This is a genomic window from Alphaproteobacteria bacterium (genome assembly GCA_005883305.1).
Lineage (GTDB): Bacteria > Pseudomonadota > Alphaproteobacteria > Sphingomonadales > Sphingomonadaceae > Allosphingosinicella.
The window spans coordinates 2,000,700-2,023,040 of sequence record VBAC01000001.1; the positions used below are offsets into that span (position 1 = coordinate 2,000,700).

Sequence of the window (22,341 nt, forward strand, 5' to 3'; positions counted from 1 at the left end):
GTGCGCCACTTGGTTCGTGCTCGGCCTGCTCGTCTATGGGCTGGGTACGACAATCCCCCTGTTCCCGCTCGCCATGGCGGGACTGGCGGGGACAGTCATGTTCGGCGTCCTCGTCCTTGTTCACGGCGTCTTCTATCTGATCCGACGAAAGCCGACCCCGGGGCCTCCCGGACCGCGGCTGAGCGCTGGGGGCGTGCAGCCTGCCCCGCCCGCCCGTCGGCGCTGCTGCGGGCAATAGGGGTCCATCTGCGCGAGGGGAGGATTGCTAATCGAGCGGGGCTTCGGTTCTGCTTTCGAGGCAAACGGGCCTGGGGCCGGGATCGGCGGGGATGGCGGCGGCGCTTGCGGTCGTCCGCCATTCGCTTTCCCCTCCGGCCGCAAAGTTGGGACGTGGGCGCGCCGGGGCAAGGGCGGGACGGCCCGCTTGAGGCTGCCCCGCCCCTCGTTCAACCGGCCCGCGCCTTCCCCGCCTCCTGGATGAAGCGCCACACGTCCGTCGAGAAAGGCGGCTTCTGCTCGCCCTTCCATTCGTCCATGCGGTCGTAGAGCTTGGTCGCTCCGGCCATCATCTCCGGCGTGGCCACCGACGTGAACGGGGCGAGCAACGCCTGCCATTCGCCGAGCAGCGCCTGCGCCTCGTCGCTCGCCGGATCGAGTGGAAGCGCCGCCTCGATTCGCGCCGAAAGCTCGGCCCATTGGCGGCTATAGGCTTCCTGGTCGAAGTCGCCGGGCACGGCGCTCATCCGCTCGGACCAGCGCGCTTTCTCCTCGGGCGTGAAGTAGCGGTCGGTGACCGCCTTCCAGTTTTCGGGCTCCATGATCGATTCTCCTTGGCGTATCAGCGAGCAGAAGGTCGCGACATCGACGGGCTCGCCGCGGCCGATGCGTGACTTGACGGAAACGAGCAGCGCCCTGGCCTCGGCGATCTCCGCGCGGCGCGCCTCGAGCGCTTCGAGCTGGGCGTCGATGAGGCGGGCGAGGTCCAGCGGGCCGCGCGCGGTCAGGCGCTCGATCTGGGCCAGCGTCAGCCCGGCCCGCTTCAGGGCGACGATCTGGTTGATCCGCTCCAGCGAAGCGGCGCCGTAGAGCCGCTGGCCGCTGTTGGTGCGGAGCGGCGCGACCAGCCCCCGCGCCTCGTAGAAGCGCAATGCGCGCGAGGTCAGCCCGGTCAGCCGCACCACCTGCCTGATGTCGATCGCATCGTCCATGACGCGCGTCGTAGCACTTGACGTTGCGTCAACTTCAAGCGGGAAATTGGCGAGCCTGACAAGCGCGATCATGTTCGAGCGTGCCGCCGGCATTGTCCGCCGCCGCCCGCAATGTCATGCTCCGCCAATGATGCCCAAGACCGGTTTCGAACCCCTGATGCGGTTGGTGTGCGAGCAGTGGTGCCTCGGCCAGTCCATCGATAGCGGCGGCAACGCATCGGACGTGAGGCGCTTCATTCCCAAGAGCGGCCAGGTCACCGCCGATCAGTTCGTGGAATGGGTCTTCCGCGCATCGGGAAACGACGCCCGGGAGGATTCGGCGATGTGGCAGCGGGCCAAAGCGGAGATTCGGGCGGCCTTCGTTCGCTGCATGGGCGGCGAGACCGTCGATGCCGGCGCCCTTCGCTGGCCCGGCGGCCCCGATCGTCGCTTTCTGCCGCTTCCCGACCCGGAGGCTTTCGCGCGCAAGCTGACGCAGGACGAGCTGAAAGCCCATGGAGAGCGATATGGCGAAGGGTCTCGTGAACGGATCCTCGTCCGGCGCGAGCTCGACCGACGCAGGAGGCGGCTACCGTGGGCCGGTCTGGTCGGGATCGTTGCGCCTTTGGTTTTGGTCTCCGCCTATCTGGTCTTCGTGCGCGGTCCGTTGCCGGGGCCAGCCGGGCTGCCCGACCAACCGACCCTTTGCCAACTCGCGGAGCACCGCTCGGACTATGCCGGCCGAACGCTCATGATCGAAGGCTATTTTCTGGCCAGCCAGCATGGCAGCAGCGTCGGTGATCCGCGCTGCGGCTACGGCATAGGGGTGACATGGCGCGGGGGCCGGACCCCCGGCCTGCGCCGGCTCGGGGATCTGGGCGAGCGGTTTCGGAGCGAGGGCATGATGATCCTGGTCCGCGTCACGGGCGAAGCGAAGCAGGACCGATCCGCCAGCCTGGGCGGAGAGCAACCCTGGCTTCTCGACCTTTCCGATGCCCCGATATTGCGCGCGCAACCGATCGCCGAGGCCGACGAGGAGCGCTATTTGTCCTGGCTTGAGGGACCGAGCCCATCACCGTTCCAACCAAGCCGGTAAGCGGCCCATTTGGGCCTCTCAATCGAGGGCGGCCGGCTCAAGACGGTGACGCACCAGCCGCTCGTAATAGGGTCGGCAGCGGTCGGCGAGCCGCGCCGCCTCGCTCTCCAGCACCGGCAAGGGCTCGGGCGGGCCGAAGCCGGTCGAAGCCTCGACCGCCTGGTACCAGTGCGGCGCCCACACGCCGTCGCTGGCGCGGCGGCCGGCGGGCCAGCGGAGCATTGCCGAGTCCCATGGGATGCCGAGCGCGGCGCAGAGGGCGGTGAGCGTGCCTTGCGGGTCGGCCAGCACGTCGTTGGCGTCCACCACCGGCGGCGGCTTCCCCAGCCGGTCCGCCTCGCGCTCGAAGAACTCCGCCTGGCGGGCGAGGCCGAAATCCTCGAACCGCGCCGCCTCGCGCTTGCGCAGGTAGGAGGCGATCATCAGCTCCGGCGCGCGGATGAGGAAGGCGTGGGTGAAGCCGGCCGCGAAATCCTCATAACCCACGGGACCGACCATGTGGTGCCACATATGCTTCTGGTACCAGACCCGGCGGCCGTCCGGCACGGGCCCCGCTAAGGAGCGCGCGACGCTCGCCCAGTCGCAGTCCATCGCGGCGATCACCTCGGCCGCCATCGGATGCGGCGCGCCGCTGGCCTTGAGGAAGGCGCCGTAATAGGGCTCGTCGGAGACGAACGTGTCGGCGCGGTTGCCGAAGCTTCGCATCATCGCCGTCGAAAGGTTGCGCGGCCCGGACCACATGGCGATGCGCACGGTCATGACCGGCACGGCCAGGATAGATGGGGACAGTTACTAGTAACTGTCCCCATCTATCCCCCCCGCCACCTCCGCCTCGATGAGAGCGCGGTAGAGGCGCTGGAGCCGCTCGACCATCGGCCCGCGCCCGCCCGAGATGTGCCGCCCGTCGATCGTCCGCACCGGCACGACCCCGGCGAAGGTGCCGGTGACGAACGCCTCCTCGGCGCCATAGGCGTCCGTCAGGGAGAAGTTTTTTTCGAACACCGGAATCCCGTTGTCTCGGCAAAGGCGGATGACGTTGGCCCGGGTGATCCCGCCGAGGCAATAATCGCCGGTCGAGGTCCACACCTCGCCTTTGCGCACGATGAAGAAATGGGTCGAGTTGCAGGTCGCGACGAAGCCGTGCGGATCGAGCATCAGCGCCTCGTCCGCGCCCGCCTCGATCGCCTGGATGCAGGCGGTGATGCAGTTGAGCTTGGAATGCGAATTGAGCTTGGGATCCTGAACGTCGGGAAAGCCGCGGCGGACGTGGACGGTGAACAGGGTGATCCCGCGCTCCGCCGTCTCCGGAGCGGCTTCCTTATATTCGGCGACGACGACGATCGTCGCGCCCGAGACGACCACGCGCGGGTCTTGGTACGGCGTCGAGCGAAGCCCGCGGGTGACCATCAGCCGGATATGGACTCCATCGCCGTCCATCCCGTTGGCGGCCAGCGTCTCGAAGAGCCGCTTCGTCAGCGCCTCGCGGCTGAGCCCGATGTCCAGCGCGATCGCCTTGGCGCCCTCGTAGAGCCGGTCGAGATGCGCATCGAGGAAGGCGATCCGCCCCTTGTGGACCCGAAGCCCCTCCCACACCCCGTCGCCGAGCACGAAGCCCGAATCGAACACCGAGACCATCGCTTCGGCCCGCGGCTTCAGCACGCCGTTGACGCTGATCAGGATCTGCGCGTTGCGCGGATCGGAGGCGCTGTCGTGGATCGGCTGGGCCATGAACGGAGGGTGCAGCGCGCCCTCGCGCTTGGCAAGGCCTCAGGCCTCCGCGTCGCCGGCCACCTCGATGAAGCGCCGCGCCGCCGCGCGCTCGTCCGCCGACTTGAACGCCACGTCCACGTCGGGCGCGACATCGATCATGTGCATCAGCGCCCACAGGGCGAAGCGGCGGGCGGGGTCGCGGGCGAGGCCGAGGTCGACGCCCATCCGCTCGATCCCCGCCTCGAACGCGGCAGGCGGCACCTTTTCGAGGTCCGCCGTGCCGAAATATTGGCGCAGCTGGTCGTCGAGGTTCACGCGAACGGCTTCTCGTTGCCCGCGCCCTGCTGGGGCCGGATGTAGAGCCGCTTGATGTGCGGCCAGTGGGTCTCGACCTCGGCCTCGATCGCGGCGACGATCCGCTCGACGTCGCCGGCGCTGATCGAATCGTCGAAGTCTGCGCTCATCGCCACCGTCACCTGGTCGGGCGCGCTGTGGACGGTGAGGATGTGGCCGACGCCGACCACGCCCGGCTGGCGCTCGGCCGAGGCGCGGATCGAGCGGATCAGCTCGGGATCGGCCGCCTCGCCGATCAGCAGGGCCTTGGATTCGACCGCCAGGACGAACGCCGTGAGGCCGAGGATGAGGCCGATGACGACCGAAGCGGCGCCGTCCCAGAAAGGATCGCCGCTCGCCTGGGCAAGCGCCACGCCCGCAGCGGCGACGAGGATTCCGGCCATCGCCGCGCCGTTCTCCAAGAGGACGATGAAGGCCGGCGGGTCCTTCGATTGCCGCACCGCCTGGATCCAGCCGAGCGGCCCCTTGGCGGCCCGGAATTCCTTGAACGCCGCCAGAGTCGATCCGCCTTCGAGCAGGAAGGCGACGAGCAAAACGCCATAGGCCACCAGCGGCGACACCGCATGCTCCGGCTCGAGGATGTGGATCACGCCCTCATAGATCGAAACGCCCGCGCCGAGCGCGAACACCAGGACGGCGACGACGAAGCTCCAGAAATAGAGCTCGCGCCCGTAGCCGAAGGGATGGTTCTCGTCCGGCGCCTTGCGCGACTGCCGCCGCCCCCAGATCAGCAGGATCTGGTTCAGCGAATCGACCACCGAGTGGATCCCCTCGGTGAGCATCGCCGACGAGCCGGTCAGGCCCGCCGCGACGAACTTCGACACCGCGATGCCGAGGTTCGCGGCGAAGGCGATCAGCAGGGTGCGGTTGTTATGGGCCTCGGCGCTCATGCGGGGGATTAGCTGGTTGCGGGGGGTTTTGTTCCGAGAGCGGTCGTGCCGTGCATCTAAGCCCAGTCAGGTGATTGGATATCGTGTCCCCGGAATCGTCGCCGGAATCGTCGAGAGCTCGATCACGGGCGCGTTAGTGCATTTAGTAAACTGTCACCGTAATTTAACCGTAATTAGGAAAATTAATTCAGCGCCTGTCATCTGCAGCGGAGAAATGCCTGATTTGCCGGCATCTGATAGGTGTAGCGCTCTACCTCGCTGGAAGGCATGGAAGTCCCGTTTGATCTCGGTCCAAACTGCCATTGACCGGCCGGGTCGTACCGTATCTCGAAGATACCCCGATCGAGGAAATAGCTGAAAGCGAAAGCGTCACCCAAGGTGCTGACATAGCGGCCTTGCCGGGGATCCCCGTGCTCTACCATCGAAATCTCATAAAAACGGTGTCCTCCGGCCATGAGGCCCTCGACATTGTGGGGAGTGCGACACAGGCGCGGAACTGCGATATGGAATCCCAATTCCTCGTTCTTGAAGCAATACACGATAGACGTCGAACAATCTTCCAACGGTCGCACTTGAGACGCGATCGTAATGGTCAGGTCGGTCAAGTTTATCTCAATGCTCCCGCGTTCATTTACGAATACCGCAACTGACGCATCGCCCAGATGAGGCACTTTAGCAACCGTCGACGCACAATTGCAGGCAAAGAATATAAATGGCGCGATAATGGCTCTGAAACCCATGTTTAACATCCGTTATAAAAAACGCTGCATACAAAAGGAAGCTGAAGACTACGAGCAATTGCTTGGCCGATTCGGCTTGTTCCTCTCTCACGAATATCGTAGCCCGTACTGCCCCAGTCGATTTGTTCGTGTTGAATACTGATTGAACAATTGACGCCCCATGGAGGTGTTGTGCGAAACCTCGTGCAAAGCCAACGTGGTTACTCCGGCCGCCGCAGAATGCAGGTTGCTACTCATACCCGACTGGCCGGCCTGCATGACTCTGCTGACGGTTATTGAGATATTGCCCATCGATGACGTCTTTCCGCCCTCGCCGCTGGGGCCAGGTCCAGGCTGGCCGGGCGCGGGATCCGAGATCACGGCCCAGCTTGTTCGTGCCCATTCCCTCTGTATATTTGCCCCACTAACAGTCCCTTGGGCATTGCCTTCTGCATCTCGGACGGGGATAGCCTCATTTGGGTCCAGTCCCTGAATTTTGTGGTCGATAACCCTGACCGAATCCTGAAGCATCTGAGTCGCCTCATTTCCGCTTTCACCAGCGCGATTGCGAACGATGCACTCTCCATCGATGCGATCACGGCATAGGCCAGTCGGATCGAGGCCGTTCACCGGATCATTGCCCACATAGCCGTACAGGTTCATCTGATCCTGATACCCCACCGGATCGACCTGCAGGAACCGCCCCAGCGTCGGCGAGTAGATGCGGGCCTTGTAATAATACATGCCAAGCTCGCCCATCCACGCCTGGCCGGTATATTGGAACCGGCCCTGGTTGTTCGCGCCGGGGATGCCCCATTCGTCATAGGCGTTGATCGCGAGCGGGTTGCCGCTCGCGTCGGTGACCGTGACGATCGTGCCCTGGTGGTCGCGGCGCAGGTAGCGCGCGTTGGACTGGGCGACGCTGCTCCCGCCGTACAGACCAGCGGATCGTCGGCGCCGCCGTCCGCGCGGTGCACGTAGCGGGCGAGCTGGTTGCCCGAAGCGTCATATTCGCCGACCAGGGCGTCGCCGTCGTAGAGATAGCGGATCGTCTCGAAGCCCGGGGCCGAGTTCGTCCACAGGCGGCCCAGCGGATCGTAGCGCAAGGTCGCGCCGGTCGAGGTGGTGACGAGGCGGTTCTCGACGTCGTAGGTGAAAGTCCGGGTCCCGTCTGAGGTCAGATTGCCGTTGCCGTCATAGGTGAAGCTCGCGCCGCCGGCGGCGGTGTACTGGTTGAGCCCGTTGACGCTGTAAGTGCGGTTGACGTTGTAGGTGCCGCCCCAGGAAAAGGCATTAGCCTGTCCCGGGCTCGATCCGGGGGTCGATGCGGAAAAGAACTCAAAACCGCAGCGTCTGCGCGGATGCAATTAGTGCACTGTCACCGTAATTCCCCGGCCTATGGAGCCGCAACCTCGGTAAATTGCCCGGCTCTCATGTCGGGGCACAGCGTGGACCTATAAAAGCACGCGGAGGAATATCGCGCGGTTATCACGACAGGCCGATCGCCTCGATAGCCTCTGAATCTGTTCTCGCGGGTATAGACTATGAACGGACTGCTGTCCGCGTACTCGCGATCGCACGCTTCGAAGCAAACCAGATAGGACGCTGCGAATCCGTTATCGTAAGGCCATATCCTCACGGTAACCGTCCGCCCATCCCAGTCCCGGGGGTGCGCCATCAGATGCAGCACCTCGTCCTCGGAAAGATAATTTCCACTCGTTTGGGCCGCGGTTGTGGCGCATCCCGGCGACAGGAATGCCAGGGCCAATGCTGTCAGGTTGAACATGATGCGTCTCATAAATCACCAAGGAGCGAAGGTATCACGAATCCACTGGGGGGCCGAGGCGTAAGGGGGCGTGCTGCCTGCGACATTCGTCATTGTGAATCTCGAGCCATTCCAGCCGATCGCATTACTATTGCCTCCTTGCGCATAAATGCTCGGAACTCGCTGCAACAGCACGTTCCCCGGATCGCCCACGCCCGGATATTCGCGGCCGGCGCCCGCGCCATGTTCGTGGCCGATGGCCAACAGGCCTCTCGGTGCAACTGCCCGGCCCGAATCATCCGTTTGCGAAGACTGGTCCGCCCTCCCGATCGCGACGCCACCACTCGAAGTCGTGGCGGTAAAGACCTGTTCCACTGTCCCGCTCATAGCATTCGTGAGGCCGGTGCCAATTGCCCCACTGGGGGCATTCACCCTCATGTCAGCGACAACCGCAGGGTCCAGCCGACCCAATGAATTGAGCTGGGTTCTGAGAGTAGCGATACGGGCGTTATCAGAACCAGCTCGCAACCTGCTTCCCTCAGCGGGCTGATCGGCCGCTCGTATGTCGCGTCGGATAGCCCCCATCAAAGATCTTATTGTCTGTCGCGCTCTGCGGATTTCATCATCCGTCGCCATCCCGGTCGGATCGACTCCGTTCACCGGATCATTGCCCACATAGGCGTAGAGATTGATCTGATCGTCATACCCGATCGGATCGACCTGCAAAAACCGTCCCAGCGTCGGCGAGTAGATGCGGGCCTTGTAATAATACATGCCGAGCTCGCCCATCCACGCCTGGCCGGTATATTGGAATCTCCCCTGGTTGTTCGCGCCGGGGATGCCCCATTCGTCGTAGGCGTTGATCGCCAGCGGGTTGCCGCTCGCGTCGGTGACCGTGACGATCGTGCCCTGGTGGTCGCGGCGCAGGTAGCGGGCGTTGGACTGGGCGACGCTGCTGCCGCCATACCAGACCAGCGGATCGTCGGCCCCTGAATCGGCGCCGTGGACGTAGCGGGCGAGCTGGTTGCCGGAGCCGTCATATTCGCCGACCAAAGCGTCGCCGTCGTAGAGATAGCGGATCGTCTCGAAGCCCGGGGCCGAGCTCGTCCACAGGCGGCCCAGCGGATCGTAGCGCAAGGTCGCGCCGGTCGAGGTGGTGACGAGGCGGTTCTCGACGTCGTAGGTGAAAGTCCGGGTCCCGTCCGAGGTCAGATTGCCGTTGCCGTCATAGGTGAAGCTCGCGCCGCCGGCGGCGGTGTACTGGTTGAGCCCGTTGACGCTGTAAGTGCGGTTGACGTTGTAGGCGCCGCCCCAGGCATAGGCATTGTTGTTGCGGTAGCGAGACGTGATCTGGCTCGCCGCATTGTAGCCGAAGCTGTAGCCGACGCTCCCCGCGCCGCCCATATTGTGGCCGACATAGTTCAGCCGGTCGAGCGCGTCGTAACCATAGCCCGAATTGCCCGCGAGGGCGCCGGCATAGGATTGCTCGGTCACCGGACCGCGATCGCTGTAGGAGAAGCCCGAGAGCCAGCCCGTCCCCTGGTCCCGCACGATGTTCAGCCTGGAACGCGCGTCGTAGTCGTAGGTGAAAAAGACCCCATCGGGATGGGTGATCCTGCCCCGCCGGCTGGCGGCATCGTAAGCGTAGGTTAGCGACCGCGAGGTGCCGCCCATGTTGGTTGTCGTCGAGGCGAGCCGGCCGAAGCCGTCATAGGCGTTGGTGACGCCCTCGCCCGCCGTGCTGTCGAACCGGGCGTAGGTCTGCGCGTTGCGCAGATCGTAGCCGTAATAGACGTCGCGAGTGAAGCTCGGGTCGAGCCCGGAGCGCTCCGGCACGAGCTTCAGGATCATCCGGTTGAGATTGTCGTACTGATAGCTGATGTATGAGCCGTCGCGCTTGCGCAGGCTCGTGCGGTTGCCGACCGCGTCGTAGCCATATTGTTCGTAATCGGACCAATTGACGCCGCCCGGGGACGTCGGGCTCGGCATCACCATATATTGCAGACGATCGAAGCCGTCGTAGAGGAATGTCGTGACGTTGGTGTTGGCGTCGTAGAGATGATCGCGCTGCCCGTTGGCGGTGTAGGTATAGGTGGCGTAATTCTGCTGCTGCGGCGTCAGATAGGCGCGGATCTCCTGGAGCAGCTGTCCGGCGGCATCGTAGCTGTTGACCGTGATCCGGTCCGGGCCCTGACTGCCGGCGGTGGTATGGGCGCAGGCGCCCGGCATCTGGCCGAAGGCGGCGGGATTCATCCGAACCGCGGTGCAGGTCAGCCGGCCCCGGTCGTCATAAGCCTTGTCGGTGACCGCGTAGGTGGTCCCGCCCGACGACACCGCCGCGCGGATCGGGTTTCGGTGGCTGTCATAGCTGACGTCGGTGCGGTTGAGCACGGTGAGGCTCGCGCTGTCGAAGGTTGGGATGGTGCCGATCTCGGAATAAAGCGGCTTGTCGTCCGCATCGCGATAGGTGATGCGCGTCGCCACCCTGACGCCGTTCGGCGCCGCTGCGCTGATCTCCCAGGTCTTGCGGCCCAGGACGTCGTAGCGGGCATAGGTGGCGTCCGCGGTTCCATCGAGTGGTCCGTCGGTCATCGTCAGCCGCCCGGCCGCGTCGTAGGCGTAGGCCGTGGTCAAGGTTAGCCCGGTCGCGGCATCGGTCTGGCGCATCGCGCTCGGAAGCGGGGCCGCGGCCGGAAGGTTGGGCGCGAGATAATCGTAAGCGGTGCGGATCGGGGCGTTGGCCGCACAGGTCGCGCCCGTGTCGCTGCAGACGCGAACCTCGCTTCTCCGGCCGAAGCCGTCGTAGATCGTCGACGTCCGGCGCCGGACGCCGGTGGCGTCGGCGGGGTCGATCCGCTCGGTCAGCTGGCCGCCGCTGTTATAGGCATAATCGGTCTGCCGGTTCAGCGCATCGCGTGACGATGTGGGGCGGAAGCAGGACACGTCGGGGGCGATGATCGTGTCGCAAGAGGGGAAAGACGCGGTCTCGGTGGCCGCGGCCTGGCCCGAGCCAGGCTTCGGCGTCGTCGTCCGTGAAACGACATTGCCGTGCTCGTCGTACAGGACGTTCGCGTAATTGCCCTCGGGCGAGGTGATCCGGACCGGGCGGTAGGCCTCATCGAACTGATAGGCCGTGGTCCGGCCGATCGAATCGGTCATGCCGGTCAGAACGACGCGCTGGTTGGAGATCGCGAAGGTGTAGACCTGGTTGAACCCGTTCGGGCCGGTGACGGCAAGGCGGGTATACCAATAGCTGCCCGTCTGCGCGTGGAAATAGGGCGCGCCGCCATTGTAGGTGTAGCTGTAATTGTACGTGACGCCGTCGCGGACGACCGAGGCGACGAGTGGCTGCGTCGCGGCCGTCACCTGCCGGGCCGGCGCGCTCTCGCCGGGCAAGGTGAGGCTTCCGGCCGTCGTCTCGATATCGGCTCCAAGACCGTTGTTGCAGCCGCTGCAGGTGTAGACCCGGCCGGCAAGGTCGGTGATCGTGCTGCCGGAATAGGTCAGCCGGCCGAGCGGGATGGTCGGCGCCGACAGCGAATAGAGCGTGACCACCGAGGGGGTGCCCCATGCACCGGGATCGCCGTTGAAGTCGTTGCCCTGATAGGTGATCGATATCTCGTAGCCGTAGCTGCTCGTCACCCGGATCGGCCGGTAGAAGCGACGGTTGGGGATGAAGTCGCCGGCGAGCATGGCGGTGTCGTAGCTGTAGCTGATCGATTCGCCGTTCGGGTGGGTGACGCTCGACGCATAGGCCTGGAACACGCCGGGATTGCCGGTCGTGTTCACATGCACATTGGTGAAATTCCAGTTGGCTGCGGTGCCGGCTTGGCGGAACGTGGCGTTCGGGCGGAAATAGGATCCCGTTCCCGTGACGCTGGTGCAGTCCGCGACGTCGATGCAGCGGAAGGATTCGGAACCGCCGGTGCCGGTGTGCACCGTATAGTTGCCGGTCGGATATTCGCCGGGACCGCCATATTTGCGGCCGATGACATAGGGGGCTGCGTTCTGGACCCGGTCGAACCGGAGGTTGGGCGCGCCCGGCACCGACAGCACCGGCGGCTCGATCGTGGTTTTGCCGGTGGTCAGGTTCACCCCGTTGAGGTCGCTCTCGACGCGGAGCGGCGACACCGTCGGCGGAATGTCCTGCGCCTGTGCGGCGGCGCCCATCCCGATCGCCGCGGCGAATGCGAGTAGAGTGCGACCGCACCACCTCTTCGCCCGATCCATTCTGCCCCCTTCGAACATGTCGAACTCCGCCCGCGTTAGTTGTTGCCGCATGTGCCGCTGGTGATGGTGATGGTGAGCGATCCCGTCGCCTGGGCGCCGAGTGAATCCTGGACGACGTAGCTGACGTTGGCCGTGCCGGTGATCTCGTTCGGCGTGAACAGCACGCTCGTGCCCGAAATGGACGGCGTGCCCCGGGTCCCGCCGCCGGAAACGCCGACCAGCGAAAGCGGTGTGTTGCCGTCGGGATCGTAATCGTTGGCCAGCACCGCGAACGTCGTCGCCACGCATTTGGTCATTCCGCCGCTGTCGGCGACCGCGACCGGCGGCTGGTTTCCCGACGGCGGCGGAGGTGGCGGCGGCGGTGGCGGTGGCGAGCCCGAGCAGGATGTCGGGGGCGGCGAAGGAGCGGTGCCGCCCACGCCGGACACGGCATAGATGCAGCGATTTCCCGCCGGATCGTAGGCAAGTCCGGTCGACTGTCCGTTGCTGGTTCCGCCGGTGACTGTCGACTCGACGAGCCGGCCCAGCGGGTCATATTTGTAGACGACCGTTTCCTGGGCGAGGAGACTGGCCGGGATGATGACGGCGCCGATCGTCGTCCCCAGCAGCAAAGCCGGCTTCATTTTCACGCGCAGCTCCCCCTTCATCAGACAAGCCCCCGCGCCCGGCAGTCAACCGGCTGGCGCTCGACTTGGCGATGTCACGCTTTTGACAGAACCCCTATTGTCCGAGCCAATATCTTTTGACGCGATATCGGGCTCGCGACTCGCCGATGAGTCGGCCGCATCAGATGACGATTTGGTGGCGGAATCAATGGCCGGGAATTACGGTATTTTTTGGCTGTCGACCCAAGAGGACCGGATGACGAGCGCTGGGCCGACTTCAATAGATCTGCGGCACCAGGCTCAGCTGCGTGAAATCGAGCCGGTCGTCGTAGCGCTCCTTCTCCGAACGCTTCGGCAGCTTGTGCCTGGCGCGCTTGATCTTCTTGTAGGGGATTAGCGAGAGGATGTGGGCGATGCCGTTCAAACGCGCGCGCTTCTTGTCGTCGCTGGGCAGGATGTGCCAGCGCGCATGCTCATGGTCGGTGCCCTTCAGCATGTCGTCGCGGGCGCGCGAATAATCGTACCAGCGCGAATAGGATTTGAGGTCCATCGGGCTCAGCTTCCACTGGCGCAGCGGATCCTCGATCCGGGCGCGGAAGCGGCGCTCCTGCTCGTCCTTGCCGACCTCCAGCCACAGCTTGACGAGGATGATGCCGTTCTCGACCATCCAGCGCTCGAAGCGCGGCGCGGCGTCGAGGAAGGTCTTCACCTTCTTCCTGTCGGCATAGCCCATCACCCGCTCGACTCCGGCGCGGTTGTACCAGCTGCGGTCGAAGATCACGACCTCGCCGGCCAGCGGGAAATGTTCGATGTAGCGCTGCATGAAGAGCTTGCGCCCCTCCTCGCCGACGGGGGCGGAGAGCGCCGCGATCCGGAAGGTGCGCGGGGAGACGCGCTCGGTGATGGCGCGGATCGTTCCGCCCTTGCCGGCCGTGTCGCGCCCCTCGAACAGGATCACCACTCGCGCCTGCTTCTCGCGCACCCAGTCCTGCAAATGGCAGAGCTCGATCTGGAGCTTCTCCAGCTTCTTCTCGTAATCCTTGCGCGACAGCTTGTCCGCCTTGGCGCCGGCGCCGGGCTTGAGCCTCGCGGGCGGGTGCGACTTGCCGTTGCCCGAGCGGGCGTGCTTTTCGACGTTCATGGCGGACAGGCAAGCACGCCGGGCCGCCCGGCGTAATCGGGGGATGCCCCTAGGGCCTTTGGGCCGCCGCTCCCAGGGATTCGCCCGACTGCCCGGCCCGAAGCCGGCTACTAGCAATGGTTCGGTAGAAAGAGCGGGTATCGCGTGTCTTATTCGAAAAGCCTCACCGCGGAGCTGACGGCAGCCCGCCTGCCTTCCGATATCGCGCCGCGCCTGGGGGCGATCGCCGCGGCCTGCCAGGACCATGAGCCGTTCGTGGTTCACCTGCTCAGCGACAGCGAGCTCGCGGCCCTCGAGGGATGCCGCCTGATCGAGCGAGGTCCGAGCGGGGCTTCGGCGGTCGGCGACAGCGGCTACCGGCTGACCCGGCGCGGCTGGGAAGTCGTCGCCCTGCTCTGGTACGACCGCGGCCCGCAGGCTCGCGAGCCGGGGCCGGTCATCCCGGCAGGCTGAACCACAGACCCGCGCCGAGCGCCGCCGCCGCCAGCACCGACGCCAGCCACATATGGGCGAAGAAGCCGCGCGCGCCGAGCGCGGTGGCGTAGCTCGCCTTGGCCACCGCGTTGACCAGCACGGCGAGCGCGATGGCCGCCGCGCCGACCTGGACCGTGATGCTCCCCATCATGCTGGTCACCGCCACGACCGCGGCGTCGACGTCGGCGAGCCCCGAAAGTCCCGACACGACGAGCACGCCGCTGCTTCCGAACATCTGCCCCGCCGCCCGGGCGAGGAAGGAGATGACCACCAGCATCGCCGCCATCTTGAGCACCGAGCCGAGATCGAACGGATTCTTCTGCGCCTGCTCGGCATGCTCCGCCCCGCCGCTCCTTGCCAGCAGCACGGCGTAGACGAGCAGTACCGCCGCGCCGCCTCCCAACGCCGGCAGCAGCACCGGCGCGAGCGGTGGGGCGAGGGTCGCAGAGAGCAAAGCGGTGCGAACGAACGAGATCGCCCCGGCGGCGATCGCGCCCGAGGCCAGCGCCCGGTGCGCCGCCTCGTCCTTCGATCGCCGGGCGTTGGTCACCGTCACCGCGGTCGACGAGACCAGCCCGCCGACCGCCCCGGCGACGATCTCGCCCTTGGTCGAGCCGAGCAACTTGACCGCGATGTAGCCGGCGTAGGAGATCGTCGCGAGCACGATCACCAGCGTCACCGTCCGCGCCGGCGAAATGCCGCCATAGGGCCCGTAGGGCTGGTCCGGGATCACCGGCAGAAGCACGAAGGCGAGCGCCAGCAGGATCACCGCGGAGCGCAGTTCGGCCCAGCTCATCCGCCGCATGAAGGCGTGGAGCATCTCGCGGCTGGCGAGAATGGCGAGCAGAACGACGGCGCCGGCCGAGGCGATCGCCCTGTCCCCCGCCACCGCCAGAGCGCCGAGCGCGAAGGTCAGCAGAGCGGCGATCAGGGTCGTCGCTCCGAACGATTCGCGGGCGACCGCCTGGCGATATTCGAATGCGGTCAGGGCCAGGCCGAGGATCGCGAACAGGGTGGCGAAGACCGCCCCGTTCGGCTGAGCGCCTCCGGCGAGGTCGATCTCGATCAAGGCCGCGAGGCCGCCGAACATGCCGATCAGGGTGAAGGTCCTGAGCCCCGCGGTGCGAGTCCCGTCCTCCGCCTCGCGCGCGCGCCAGTGCCGCTCGACCCCGATCATCGCCCCGATGGCGATCGCCAGGCCCACGCGGCGGAACAGCTCGAATTCGTCCATGCTTGGGGTTTGTCCTAACACCGGGCCGCGTCAATCAGGGTTAGCCCGCAGCGGGGGATAGACCCCGGCCAGAGTCGTCCCGGCGAAGCCGGGACCCATGAACACCGATCCTGCGAGAGGTGACGCCGCAGAACCCGGATCCCAAATCTGAGCATATGGGTCCGGCCTCCGCCGGGATGGCTCCCTTTGGCCAAGCCATCGCTCCGGGAAACCGGCAGCCCGCTCGTCACCGCCGCCCCGGCGGCCGCCGCCGCGGCCGGCGGTCAATCCTGCGCATCGCCCGATCCGCCCTCGCCCGCCGCCGGCGCGGCCCGCACCCAGCCGGGCGGGATCATTCGGCCCTCCTCGTCCCTGGTCCAGCCCTCGGCGAGCTGCTCCTTCTCCCGGTGCCGCCTGATCGCCGCCACCCGCCTCACGATCTCGTCCCCCGCCTCCTCGATCGAGGGTCCCGCGGCCACACGGCCTCTCGGCGGCGCCGTTCCGCGCCTCTTCTGCTCGCGCCATTTGAGGAATCGAAACGCTAGATCGGGGTCGAACCTTTGCGGCGGTGCGGGCGGTTCGCCGCCGGTTTCGAATCCGGCCCCGCGGGGATCGGGTTCACCCTTGTCCGCGCTCCCGGCGGCCTCTCTCGCCAGCCGAAACTCGAGCGCGATCTCGGCGTCGTCGAGCGCCTGCTCCAGCTTCTCGGCAAAGGCCGGCCATTCGCTCCGCCTTCGATAGATCAGCCTGGGTGACACGCCCGCGGCCCGCGCCGCCGCCGAGATATTGCCGCACTGGCGCAACGCGTCGAGGAAGACGGTTTCGACGCTCTTGCTCCATTTGCCCTGACGCGTGGCGACGATCATCGTCCGCCCGTTCGGCCCGCGCTTGATGATCTGCCGGGCGGGGTCGTCGACCCCGTCGAAGCAATCCCGCGCCCCAGCCAGCGTCCGCGCCGCCTCCGCCTCGGCCGCCGCGCAATCGCGGGCGAACGCGGGATCGCGCCGGCGCCTTTTCTCGGTGCAGTCCCGATGCATCCCGATCGCCGCGGCCGCCGCCGATCCGTTCCCGGTCCGCCGCAAATGCTCCAGATAATCCGCCCGCCGCTCCGCCGTGAAACGCTTCACCTTGCGGCGGCGCGGCTTCTTGCCTCCGCCCCTCTCGTTCATCCTCGTCCTCCGACTCGCCCCGAGAATAAGGCCAGATCATTTCCTATTTGTCAAATCGATAAACCAAATAGGATGGCTCTCGTGCCGGTGGGGCGCCGCTCGCCGCCCTAGAATTCCTGGAGGATACACAGCGAAACCGGCCGTTCGTTGGCGAAGGCCATGAGGGCGTTGAACTGGTTCGGATTGTTGAGGACGATGCAGGCGACAGACCAATTGTAGATCACGCTCGAAACGCGCGCCGGGCTGGCGCGGTGAATGTTGGCGAGGATGACGCCGCTCTTCTCGGGCCCGAGCTGCTCGGCTCGGTCGTCCTTGTCGCTGTCGCGGAAATAGGGGAAGGACTTGACCTGCCGATAGGCCTTGTAGCCCTTGTGCGTCAGCCGGTGGTGGCTGTCGTAGACGATCGTATCCGCCTTCAGGACGGCGCAGCCCGGCAGGCCGTCCTTGTCGAACTTCTTCAGCCCGTAGGAACCGGCATTGGTGGTGCATGTCGCGACCATGGCGAAGTCGGGTCGCTGGCCATCGGCTTTGCATTCGAACACATAGGCTTTGTCGTCGAACGCATCCATCTTGTCGGCATTGGATCGGACCGCGACCAGATAGACCCCGCGTTTCCAGCCTTCGAAGCCTCCGGCCTTGGATTCGACCCGCTCGATCAGTTGCTGATCGGTATATTGCATCGCCGCCCTCCCTTCTATCTGCGCACGCTATCCCGGGCTTACACCAATTCGGGCGACAAGGCATGGAGCCGCGGCACACCAAGGTTGCTCGATGATGCAGCGCCCCCGCTGGTTCGGAGCGGTCAGGGAGCAATCTGCTCCTTGGTGGCTTTCCTGAGCGCCTCCTCGCCGAACTGATTGAGGCTCATGCCGGCCAGCTGCGCGGCGATAGCGGCTTCCGCGTGCGTGCCGGGGTCGACGCGCAGATAGACCACGCCCGAATAGGGCTTGTCGGGCTGCTTGCCGGCACGTGCGCACGTCTCGAGATAGTCCTCGACGGCCTCCTCGAACGCCGCGACCAAACCGTCGACCGTGTCCGAATGGAAGCCGACGCCGTCCTCGATCCCCGCGATGTGGCCGAAAAAGATCCGGTCGTCCGCGTCGAACTCCACCCGGGCCGCGTAGCCCTTGTGCTTCAGAATGCTCGTCATGGCCTTGCTCCCAGCCTGATCAGGAACTCGCGCGCCTCGCGCACCTGATAGCGTTTCGCCGCGGGTTCCGGATGCGGCCTGTGAAACGTCTGAACCATCCCGTCCTTCTCGAACCTGACCCGCGATCCCCTGCCCTCGATCGTCCGGCAACCGGCAGATGCCAGCAGGCTTTCGATGTCGGACCAGGGAATGGAAGGCGACACCGGATCGGTGAAGACGGCGCGCAGGGTCTTTTTCTGCTTGCTGTTCACGCTAGCATATAAAGCTTGCAGAACCCCTGATGCAAGCGATCATGCTGGCATGGAGCGGACTCAGCGAAGATAGCGCTGCGCCCGCTCGACGATCGTATCGAACCGGCTCGTCGCCTCGTCGCCGAAGTCGCGTTCGGAATAGCGCCAGGCGCGGCCGTCCTTGCGCCCGATCAGCAGGCGCAGGTGCGTGCCGGGCTGGTAGCCCGTCGAGACCGCCGGATCGGTTGCGACATAGTCGACGTCCTTCCAGGGCACCAACGTCTCGCCGCGCCAGGAATCGAGGAGGATCCCGTGCCCATAGACCGCGACTGCCGGCCGGGCGCGAAGCCGCCGGCGCTCGATCAGGAGCATGCCGACGAGGCTCGGCAGGCCGAGCAAGGCCAGCTTTTCCAGATCGAACCTGCCCCGCTCCATGTCCCACAGGTCCATCAGCCAAAAGGCGGCCGCGACGAACGCCGGCAGCAATTTGCGCCCCTTGCCCAGATGGGGATAGTCGTAATGGATCGCGGCTGCCGGCAAGGGCCCCGGCGCCTCGAACATTCTCGACCCGCTGCGGCCCTGCACCGAAGCGAACAGGATATAGGCGAGCGCGGCGAGACCCGCGGACGCGCCGATCAGCAGATTGACCGGGTCCCATGCGATCCGGACGATGATCGGACTCAAAATGCTGTGGATCAAAGCCTTCCGCGCCCTTCGTCTTAGGGCGTCTTAGGGGACAGTTACTAGTAACTGTCCCCCTCTTCCCGCGCCCTTCGTCTTAGGGGACAGTTACTGGTAACCGTCCCCCTACTTCCCCAACTTCAGTCGCCCTTTCACCTCCGCGGCACGGATCGCATCGCGATCCTCGTCGTCGAGCCCTGCGTCCAGAAAGGCACGCCAGTCGTCGACGCGCTCGCGGGCGGCCGCCATGTCGGTGAGTTCGTCAAAGCCGAGCCCAAGATGTGTCCGTGCGCTCGACCAGCGCCATTCCTCGGGGCGCTCGACAAGCCTTGCCCGAACCGGGTTGAGCTCGACGTAGCGTAAGCAGGCGTGAACATGTCCTTCATCCATCGGGAAAGAGGCGAAGCGGCTCTGCCAGAGGTGTCCGCGCCATCCCTCGCGCTGATTGATTTCCCAAGTATAGCGCCGGTGGGCTGGCGCCAGCGCCGCGCGCAGCCCGTCCTCATGCGAAGGCACCAGCACCAGATGGACATGGTTTGGCATCAGGCACCAGGCCCATATGGCCGTGTTCGCTCTCACGCACCAGTAATGCAGGAGCCCGGCATAGAGGGCGTAGTCGGCCTCTGAAAAGAAGGTCGGCTGCCGTCGGTTCCCGCGCTGGGTCACATGGTGCGGGACGCCCGCCAATACCGTTCGTCCAACCCGCGGCATCACGCGAGGCTAAATGAAAATGGGGACAGTTACCAGTAACTGTCCCCAAAAATTTCGACTATGGGCGCACCGGGGCGGCAGGCTCATCTGCATCGCCCCAAATCTCATCGTATATGTCACGCTCCTTGGGCCTTTTCTCCCATTCTTCCGCCCGCCGGCGCAAAGCTTCGGCGAAACGGCGTAGGGCCAGGAGACCTCCAAGGACCTGTCGGGGGGCAAGGCAGATCGCCCGTGGGTTCTCCCCGCCTACAGCGATGTGGAGCCAGTACGGGGGCTCAAAACCAAACGCGCTGTCGCCCGTCGCGCGCGAAAAGCTCTGTTCGATCGACACGGACAGGATGTCCGACAATTTCACTGGCAAGCCGCCAATGCTCCAGTGGCCCGTCAGCTTCCCGCCCTGCACGGCGAGCACCGGCGCGTCGGCAAAGAATCGGCTCGCAGCGCGATACGACCATGAGAGAGGGACGAATATGGTCATCAGGCCAACGCCGACATGAAGAGAAAGTTGGTCGAGGCCGAGCCTCACGCGAAACGCATGCGAAAAGACAAGGGCGAAGCAAAAGCCAAGCAAGGCCAGCGGTGCGACCATGCCAATGAAATCACGATAGAGCGGGCGGTATAGGCGGTCGCGCCGACGCCCCCGTCGCGCCACTTGCCTCATCACATATGGATCACCCGCCCATAAGCGTCGAGCACGCTCTCGTGCATCATCTCGCTCAGCGTCGGATGCGGGAACACCGTTTCATCAGCTCGGCCTCGGTCGTCTCGAGCTGGCGCGCGACGACATAGCCCTGGATCAGCTCGGTGACCTCGGCGCCGACCATGTGCGATCTCTTGTTGATGCTAGCCGGCCGCCGCCACCTTTTCGCGCTTCTCGACTCTTGCTCCCGCCGCGGCTGCCGCTCCTTCCGCCTGCAGCACGATGCCGAGCGCCTGAAGCACGGAAAAGAAGGTTCCCAGAGTTGGATTCCCTTCCTCGTCGAGCGCTGCATAGAGTGACTGGCGCTTGATCCCCGTCCTGCGGGCGATCTCGGACATGCCGATGGCCTTGGCGATTACGCCGAGCGCATGCGCGACATAAGCGGGATTGCCGGACTCGAGCGCGTCGTTGAGCAACTCGGCCTGCGCTTCGCTGCCGCCGAGAAACTCGGACGCGTCATAGGGGGTGGTAGCCCGGCTAGGGGTCGTTTCCATGATTAGATTGCCTTCCTTGGCATTACATTTGTCCATGCCGCAATTTCATAGGGCGGCGGCCATCTCCTTCGCCTTCCTGATGTCTCGATCCTGCGACGACTTGTCGCCGCCGCAGAGCAAGATGATCAACTCGTCGCCGCGCCGCGTAAAGTAGAGACGATAGCCCGGGCCATAGTCGATCCGAACTTCGCTGACCTTGTCTCCCACGCTGCCGACGTCGCCGAGGCCGAAACTGAGGCGGGTGATCGCGATAGCGATCTTAGCCGCCGGCCTTTCATCCCGCAGCTTGCGCTGCCAAGCGATGAAAATTCGGGTCTTTTCGATCCGCGACATGTGTCAGTTGTATTTGACATGCCCTCCAGTGTCAAATAAAAATGACAGGCCCTCGCTCAATAATGCAGCGCCCGCCCATAAGCGTCGAGCACGCTCTCGTGCATCATCTCGGAGAGCGTCGGATGCGGGAACACCGTTTCCATCAGCTCGGCCTCGGTGGTCTCGAGCTGGCGCGCGACGACATAGCCCTGGATCAGCTCGGTGACCTCGGCCCCGACCATGTGCGCGCCCAAGAGCTCGCCTGTCTTGGCGTCGAACACGGTCTTGACGAAGCCTTCCGCCTCGCCGAGCGCGATCGCCTTGCCGTTGCCGATGAAGGGGAACTTGCCGACCTTGACCTCGCGGCCGGCTTCCTTCGCCTTCGCCTCGGTCAGGCCGACGCTCGCCACCTGCGGGCGCGAATAGGTGCAGCCGGGGATGTTCCAGGTCTCGAACGGGTGCGGCAGGGGACAGTTACTAGTAACTGTCCCCACTTTCGCCTTCGCCATCTCGTGAGCGATCGCCTCGACGCAGACCACGCCCTCGTGGCTCGCCTTGTGCGCCAGCCAGGGCGGGCCGGTGACGTCGCCGATCGCGTAGATGCCCTCGACATTGGTGCGCCCGTAGCCGTCGGTGACGATATGGCCGCGCTCGGTCTTCACGCCGAGCGCCTCGAGCCCGATCTCCTCGCTGTTGGGGACGATGCCGATGGCGACGATGACGTGGCTGAAGTCCTGGACGCCCGCGCCCTTTATGGTCGCCTTGACGCCGGTCTTGCCGACCTCCAGCTTGTCGACGCCGGAGCCGACATGGAGCTTCATTCCCTGCTTGGTGAGCGCCTTGTGGACGAACGCGCTGACGTCTTCGTCCTCGACGGGGAGGATCCGCGGCAGCATCTCGACGATGGTCACCTCGGCGCCCATGTCCGAATAGAAGCTGGCGAACTCGACCCCGATCGCGCCCGATCCGATGACCAGCAATTTGCCCGGCATCTCCTTGGGCACCATCGCATGGCGATAGGTCCAGACGCGCTCCCCGTCGGCCTTGGCGAACGGCAAATCTCGCGCCCGCGCGCCGGTGGCGATCATGATGTGCCTGGCTGCGAGCTCGGTCGTCTTGCCATCCTTGGTGACCGTCAGCTTGCCCTTGCCCGAGATGATTCCGTCCCCCTCGACGACCGTCACCTTGTTCTTCTTCATCAGCCCCTTGACGCCCATGTTGAGCTGCCCGGCGACCTTGCGGCTGCGCTCGACGATCTTGGCGAGGTCGAACGACACCTTCTCGGCGCTGAGGCCATAAGCGGAGGCATGCGTCAGATAATGGTTGATCTCGCTCGTGCGCAGCAGCGCCTTGGTCGGAATGCACCCCCAGTTGAGGCAGATCCCGCCGAGTTTCTCCCGCTCGACGATCGCCACCTTGAGCCCAAGCTGCGAGGCGCGGATCGCCGCGACATAGCCGCCGGGCCCGGAGCCGAGGACGATGAGATCGTAGGTGTCAGGCATTGGGGGCTCCG

Annotated in this window: 22 protein-coding genes and 1 pseudogene; 2 read left to right on the forward strand and 21 right to left on the reverse strand. The window is 65.3% G+C overall.

The genetic code is table 11. The annotated features are described in order from the left end of the window. Nucleotides 1-446 precede the first annotated feature (446 nt). Nucleotides 447-1,208 (reverse strand): MerR family transcriptional regulator, encoded by a 762-nt coding sequence (locus tag E6G92_10000; GenBank protein ID TMJ20063.1) that lies wholly within the window; start codon nucleotides 1,206-1,208, stop codon nucleotides 447-449. Between E6G92_10000 and E6G92_10005 the strand changes: the two genes are divergently transcribed. Then, the gene (locus E6G92_10005) at nucleotides 1,207-2,283 is read left to right on the forward strand and encodes a hypothetical protein (GenBank protein TMJ20064.1); all 1,077 of its coding nucleotides are present in this window, start codon (nucleotides 1,207-1,209) and stop codon (nucleotides 2,281-2,283) included. The two genes, E6G92_10000 and E6G92_10005, sit on opposite strands and share 2 nt — an antisense overlap. A gap of 18 nt (nucleotides 2,284-2,301) precedes the next feature. Here the strand turns inward: E6G92_10005 and E6G92_10010 are convergent, their stop codons facing one another. The 8 genes from E6G92_10010 to ppk2 form a co-directional block, all read right to left on the reverse strand. Continuing rightward, the gene (locus E6G92_10010) at nucleotides 2,302-3,042 is read right to left on the reverse strand and encodes a sulfotransferase (GenBank protein ID TMJ20065.1); all 741 of its coding nucleotides are present in this window, start codon (nucleotides 3,040-3,042) and stop codon (nucleotides 2,302-2,304) included. A 33-nt stretch (nucleotides 3,043-3,075) separates the two neighbouring features. Next, entirely contained in the window at nucleotides 3,076-4,011 is a 936-nt protein-coding gene (locus E6G92_10015) for an aminotransferase class IV (GenBank protein ID TMJ20066.1), read from the reverse strand. A gap of 39 nt (nucleotides 4,012-4,050) precedes the next feature. Further along, on the reverse strand, nucleotides 4,051-4,308 hold the full coding sequence (locus E6G92_10020) for a hypothetical protein (protein TMJ20067.1): 258 nt from the start codon (nucleotides 4,306-4,308) through the stop codon (nucleotides 4,051-4,053). Next, the gene (locus tag E6G92_10025) at nucleotides 4,305-5,237 is read right to left on the reverse strand and encodes a cation transporter (protein TMJ20068.1); all 933 of its coding nucleotides are present in this window, start codon (nucleotides 5,235-5,237) and stop codon (nucleotides 4,305-4,307) included. The genes E6G92_10020 and E6G92_10025 overlap by 4 nt, the downstream gene beginning before the upstream one ends. A 197-nt stretch (nucleotides 5,238-5,434) precedes the next feature. Further along, the gene (locus E6G92_10030; GenBank protein TMJ20069.1) at nucleotides 5,435-5,977 is read right to left on the reverse strand and encodes a hypothetical protein; all 543 of its coding nucleotides are present in this window, start codon (nucleotides 5,975-5,977) and stop codon (nucleotides 5,435-5,437) included. A gap of 87 nt (nucleotides 5,978-6,064) precedes the next feature. Then, nucleotides 6,065-6,829 (reverse strand): RHS repeat-associated core domain-containing protein, encoded by a 765-nt coding sequence (locus E6G92_10035; GenBank protein TMJ20070.1) that lies wholly within the window; start codon nucleotides 6,827-6,829, stop codon nucleotides 6,065-6,067. A gap of 928 nt (nucleotides 6,830-7,757) precedes the next feature. After that, nucleotides 7,758-12,239 carry an RHS repeat-associated core domain-containing protein gene (locus tag E6G92_10040; GenBank protein TMJ20071.1) on the reverse strand — a complete coding sequence of 1,494 codons (4,482 nt, stop codon included), beginning with the start codon at nucleotides 12,237-12,239 and terminating at the stop codon, nucleotides 7,758-7,760. Between the two features lie 594 nt (nucleotides 12,240-12,833). Then, a complete protein-coding gene (ppk2, locus tag E6G92_10045) occupies nucleotides 12,834-13,697 on the reverse strand; it encodes a polyphosphate kinase 2 (protein TMJ20072.1) in 864 nt (287 codons plus the stop codon). Between the two features lie 144 nt (nucleotides 13,698-13,841). Between ppk2 and E6G92_10050 the strand changes: the two genes are divergently transcribed. Then, nucleotides 13,842-14,150, forward strand: a complete 309-nt coding sequence (locus tag E6G92_10050; GenBank protein TMJ20073.1) for a hypothetical protein — start codon at nucleotides 13,842-13,844, stop codon at nucleotides 14,148-14,150. Here E6G92_10050 and E6G92_10055 read toward each other — a convergent pair. From E6G92_10055 to lpdA, 12 genes and pseudogenes are all read right to left on the reverse strand, one after another. Next, nucleotides 14,134-15,402 carry a DUF4010 domain-containing protein gene (locus E6G92_10055; protein TMJ20074.1) on the reverse strand — a complete coding sequence of 423 codons (1,269 nt, stop codon included), beginning with the start codon at nucleotides 15,400-15,402 and terminating at the stop codon, nucleotides 14,134-14,136. The genes E6G92_10050 and E6G92_10055 overlap by 17 nt on opposite strands. A 263-nt stretch (nucleotides 15,403-15,665) precedes the next feature. Next, a complete protein-coding gene (locus E6G92_10060) occupies nucleotides 15,666-16,550 on the reverse strand; it encodes a hypothetical protein (protein TMJ20075.1) in 885 nt (294 codons plus the stop codon). A gap of 107 nt (nucleotides 16,551-16,657) precedes the next feature. Beyond that, on the reverse strand, nucleotides 16,658-17,230 hold the full coding sequence (locus E6G92_10065) for a hypothetical protein (GenBank protein ID TMJ20076.1): 573 nt from the start codon (nucleotides 17,228-17,230) through the stop codon (nucleotides 16,658-16,660). Nucleotides 17,231-17,352: 122 nt separating this feature from the next. Then, complete coding sequence (locus E6G92_10070) at nucleotides 17,353-17,700, reverse strand: type II toxin-antitoxin system HicB family antitoxin (protein ID TMJ20077.1); 348 nt, start codon at nucleotides 17,698-17,700, stop codon at nucleotides 17,353-17,355. Then, nucleotides 17,697-17,951 (reverse strand): type II toxin-antitoxin system HicA family toxin, encoded by a 255-nt coding sequence (locus E6G92_10075; protein TMJ20078.1) that lies wholly within the window; start codon nucleotides 17,949-17,951, stop codon nucleotides 17,697-17,699. Before E6G92_10075 ends, E6G92_10070 begins: the two co-directional genes overlap by 4 nt. A 60-nt stretch (nucleotides 17,952-18,011) precedes the next feature. After that, nucleotides 18,012-18,614, reverse strand: a complete 603-nt coding sequence (locus E6G92_10080) for a hypothetical protein (protein ID TMJ20079.1) — start codon at nucleotides 18,612-18,614, stop codon at nucleotides 18,012-18,014. Nucleotides 18,615-18,737: 123 nt separating this feature from the next. Continuing rightward, on the reverse strand, nucleotides 18,738-19,322 hold the full coding sequence (locus E6G92_10085; protein ID TMJ20080.1) for a transposase: 585 nt from the start codon (nucleotides 19,320-19,322) through the stop codon (nucleotides 18,738-18,740). Nucleotides 19,323-19,380: 58 nt separating this feature from the next. After that, nucleotides 19,381-19,911: a hypothetical protein gene (locus E6G92_10090; protein TMJ20081.1), complete on the reverse strand. Its 531-nt coding sequence runs from the start codon at nucleotides 19,909-19,911 to the stop codon at nucleotides 19,381-19,383. 71 nt (nucleotides 19,912-19,982) lie between these two features. Continuing rightward, nucleotides 19,983-20,152, reverse strand: a pseudogene (locus E6G92_10095) (dihydrolipoyl dehydrogenase). 13 nt (nucleotides 20,153-20,165) lie between these two features. Beyond that, on the reverse strand, nucleotides 20,166-20,516 hold the full coding sequence (locus E6G92_10100; GenBank protein ID TMJ20082.1) for a putative addiction module antidote protein: 351 nt from the start codon (nucleotides 20,514-20,516) through the stop codon (nucleotides 20,166-20,168). Between the two features lie 45 nt (nucleotides 20,517-20,561). After that, the gene (locus E6G92_10105) at nucleotides 20,562-20,849 is read right to left on the reverse strand and encodes a type II toxin-antitoxin system RelE/ParE family toxin (GenBank protein TMJ20083.1); all 288 of its coding nucleotides are present in this window, start codon (nucleotides 20,847-20,849) and stop codon (nucleotides 20,562-20,564) included. Between the two features lie 56 nt (nucleotides 20,850-20,905). Continuing rightward, nucleotides 20,906-22,330 carry a dihydrolipoyl dehydrogenase gene (gene lpdA / locus E6G92_10110; protein ID TMJ20084.1) on the reverse strand — a complete coding sequence of 475 codons (1,425 nt, stop codon included), beginning with the start codon at nucleotides 22,328-22,330 and terminating at the stop codon, nucleotides 20,906-20,908. Between the last annotated feature and the right edge of the window lie 11 nt (nucleotides 22,331-22,341).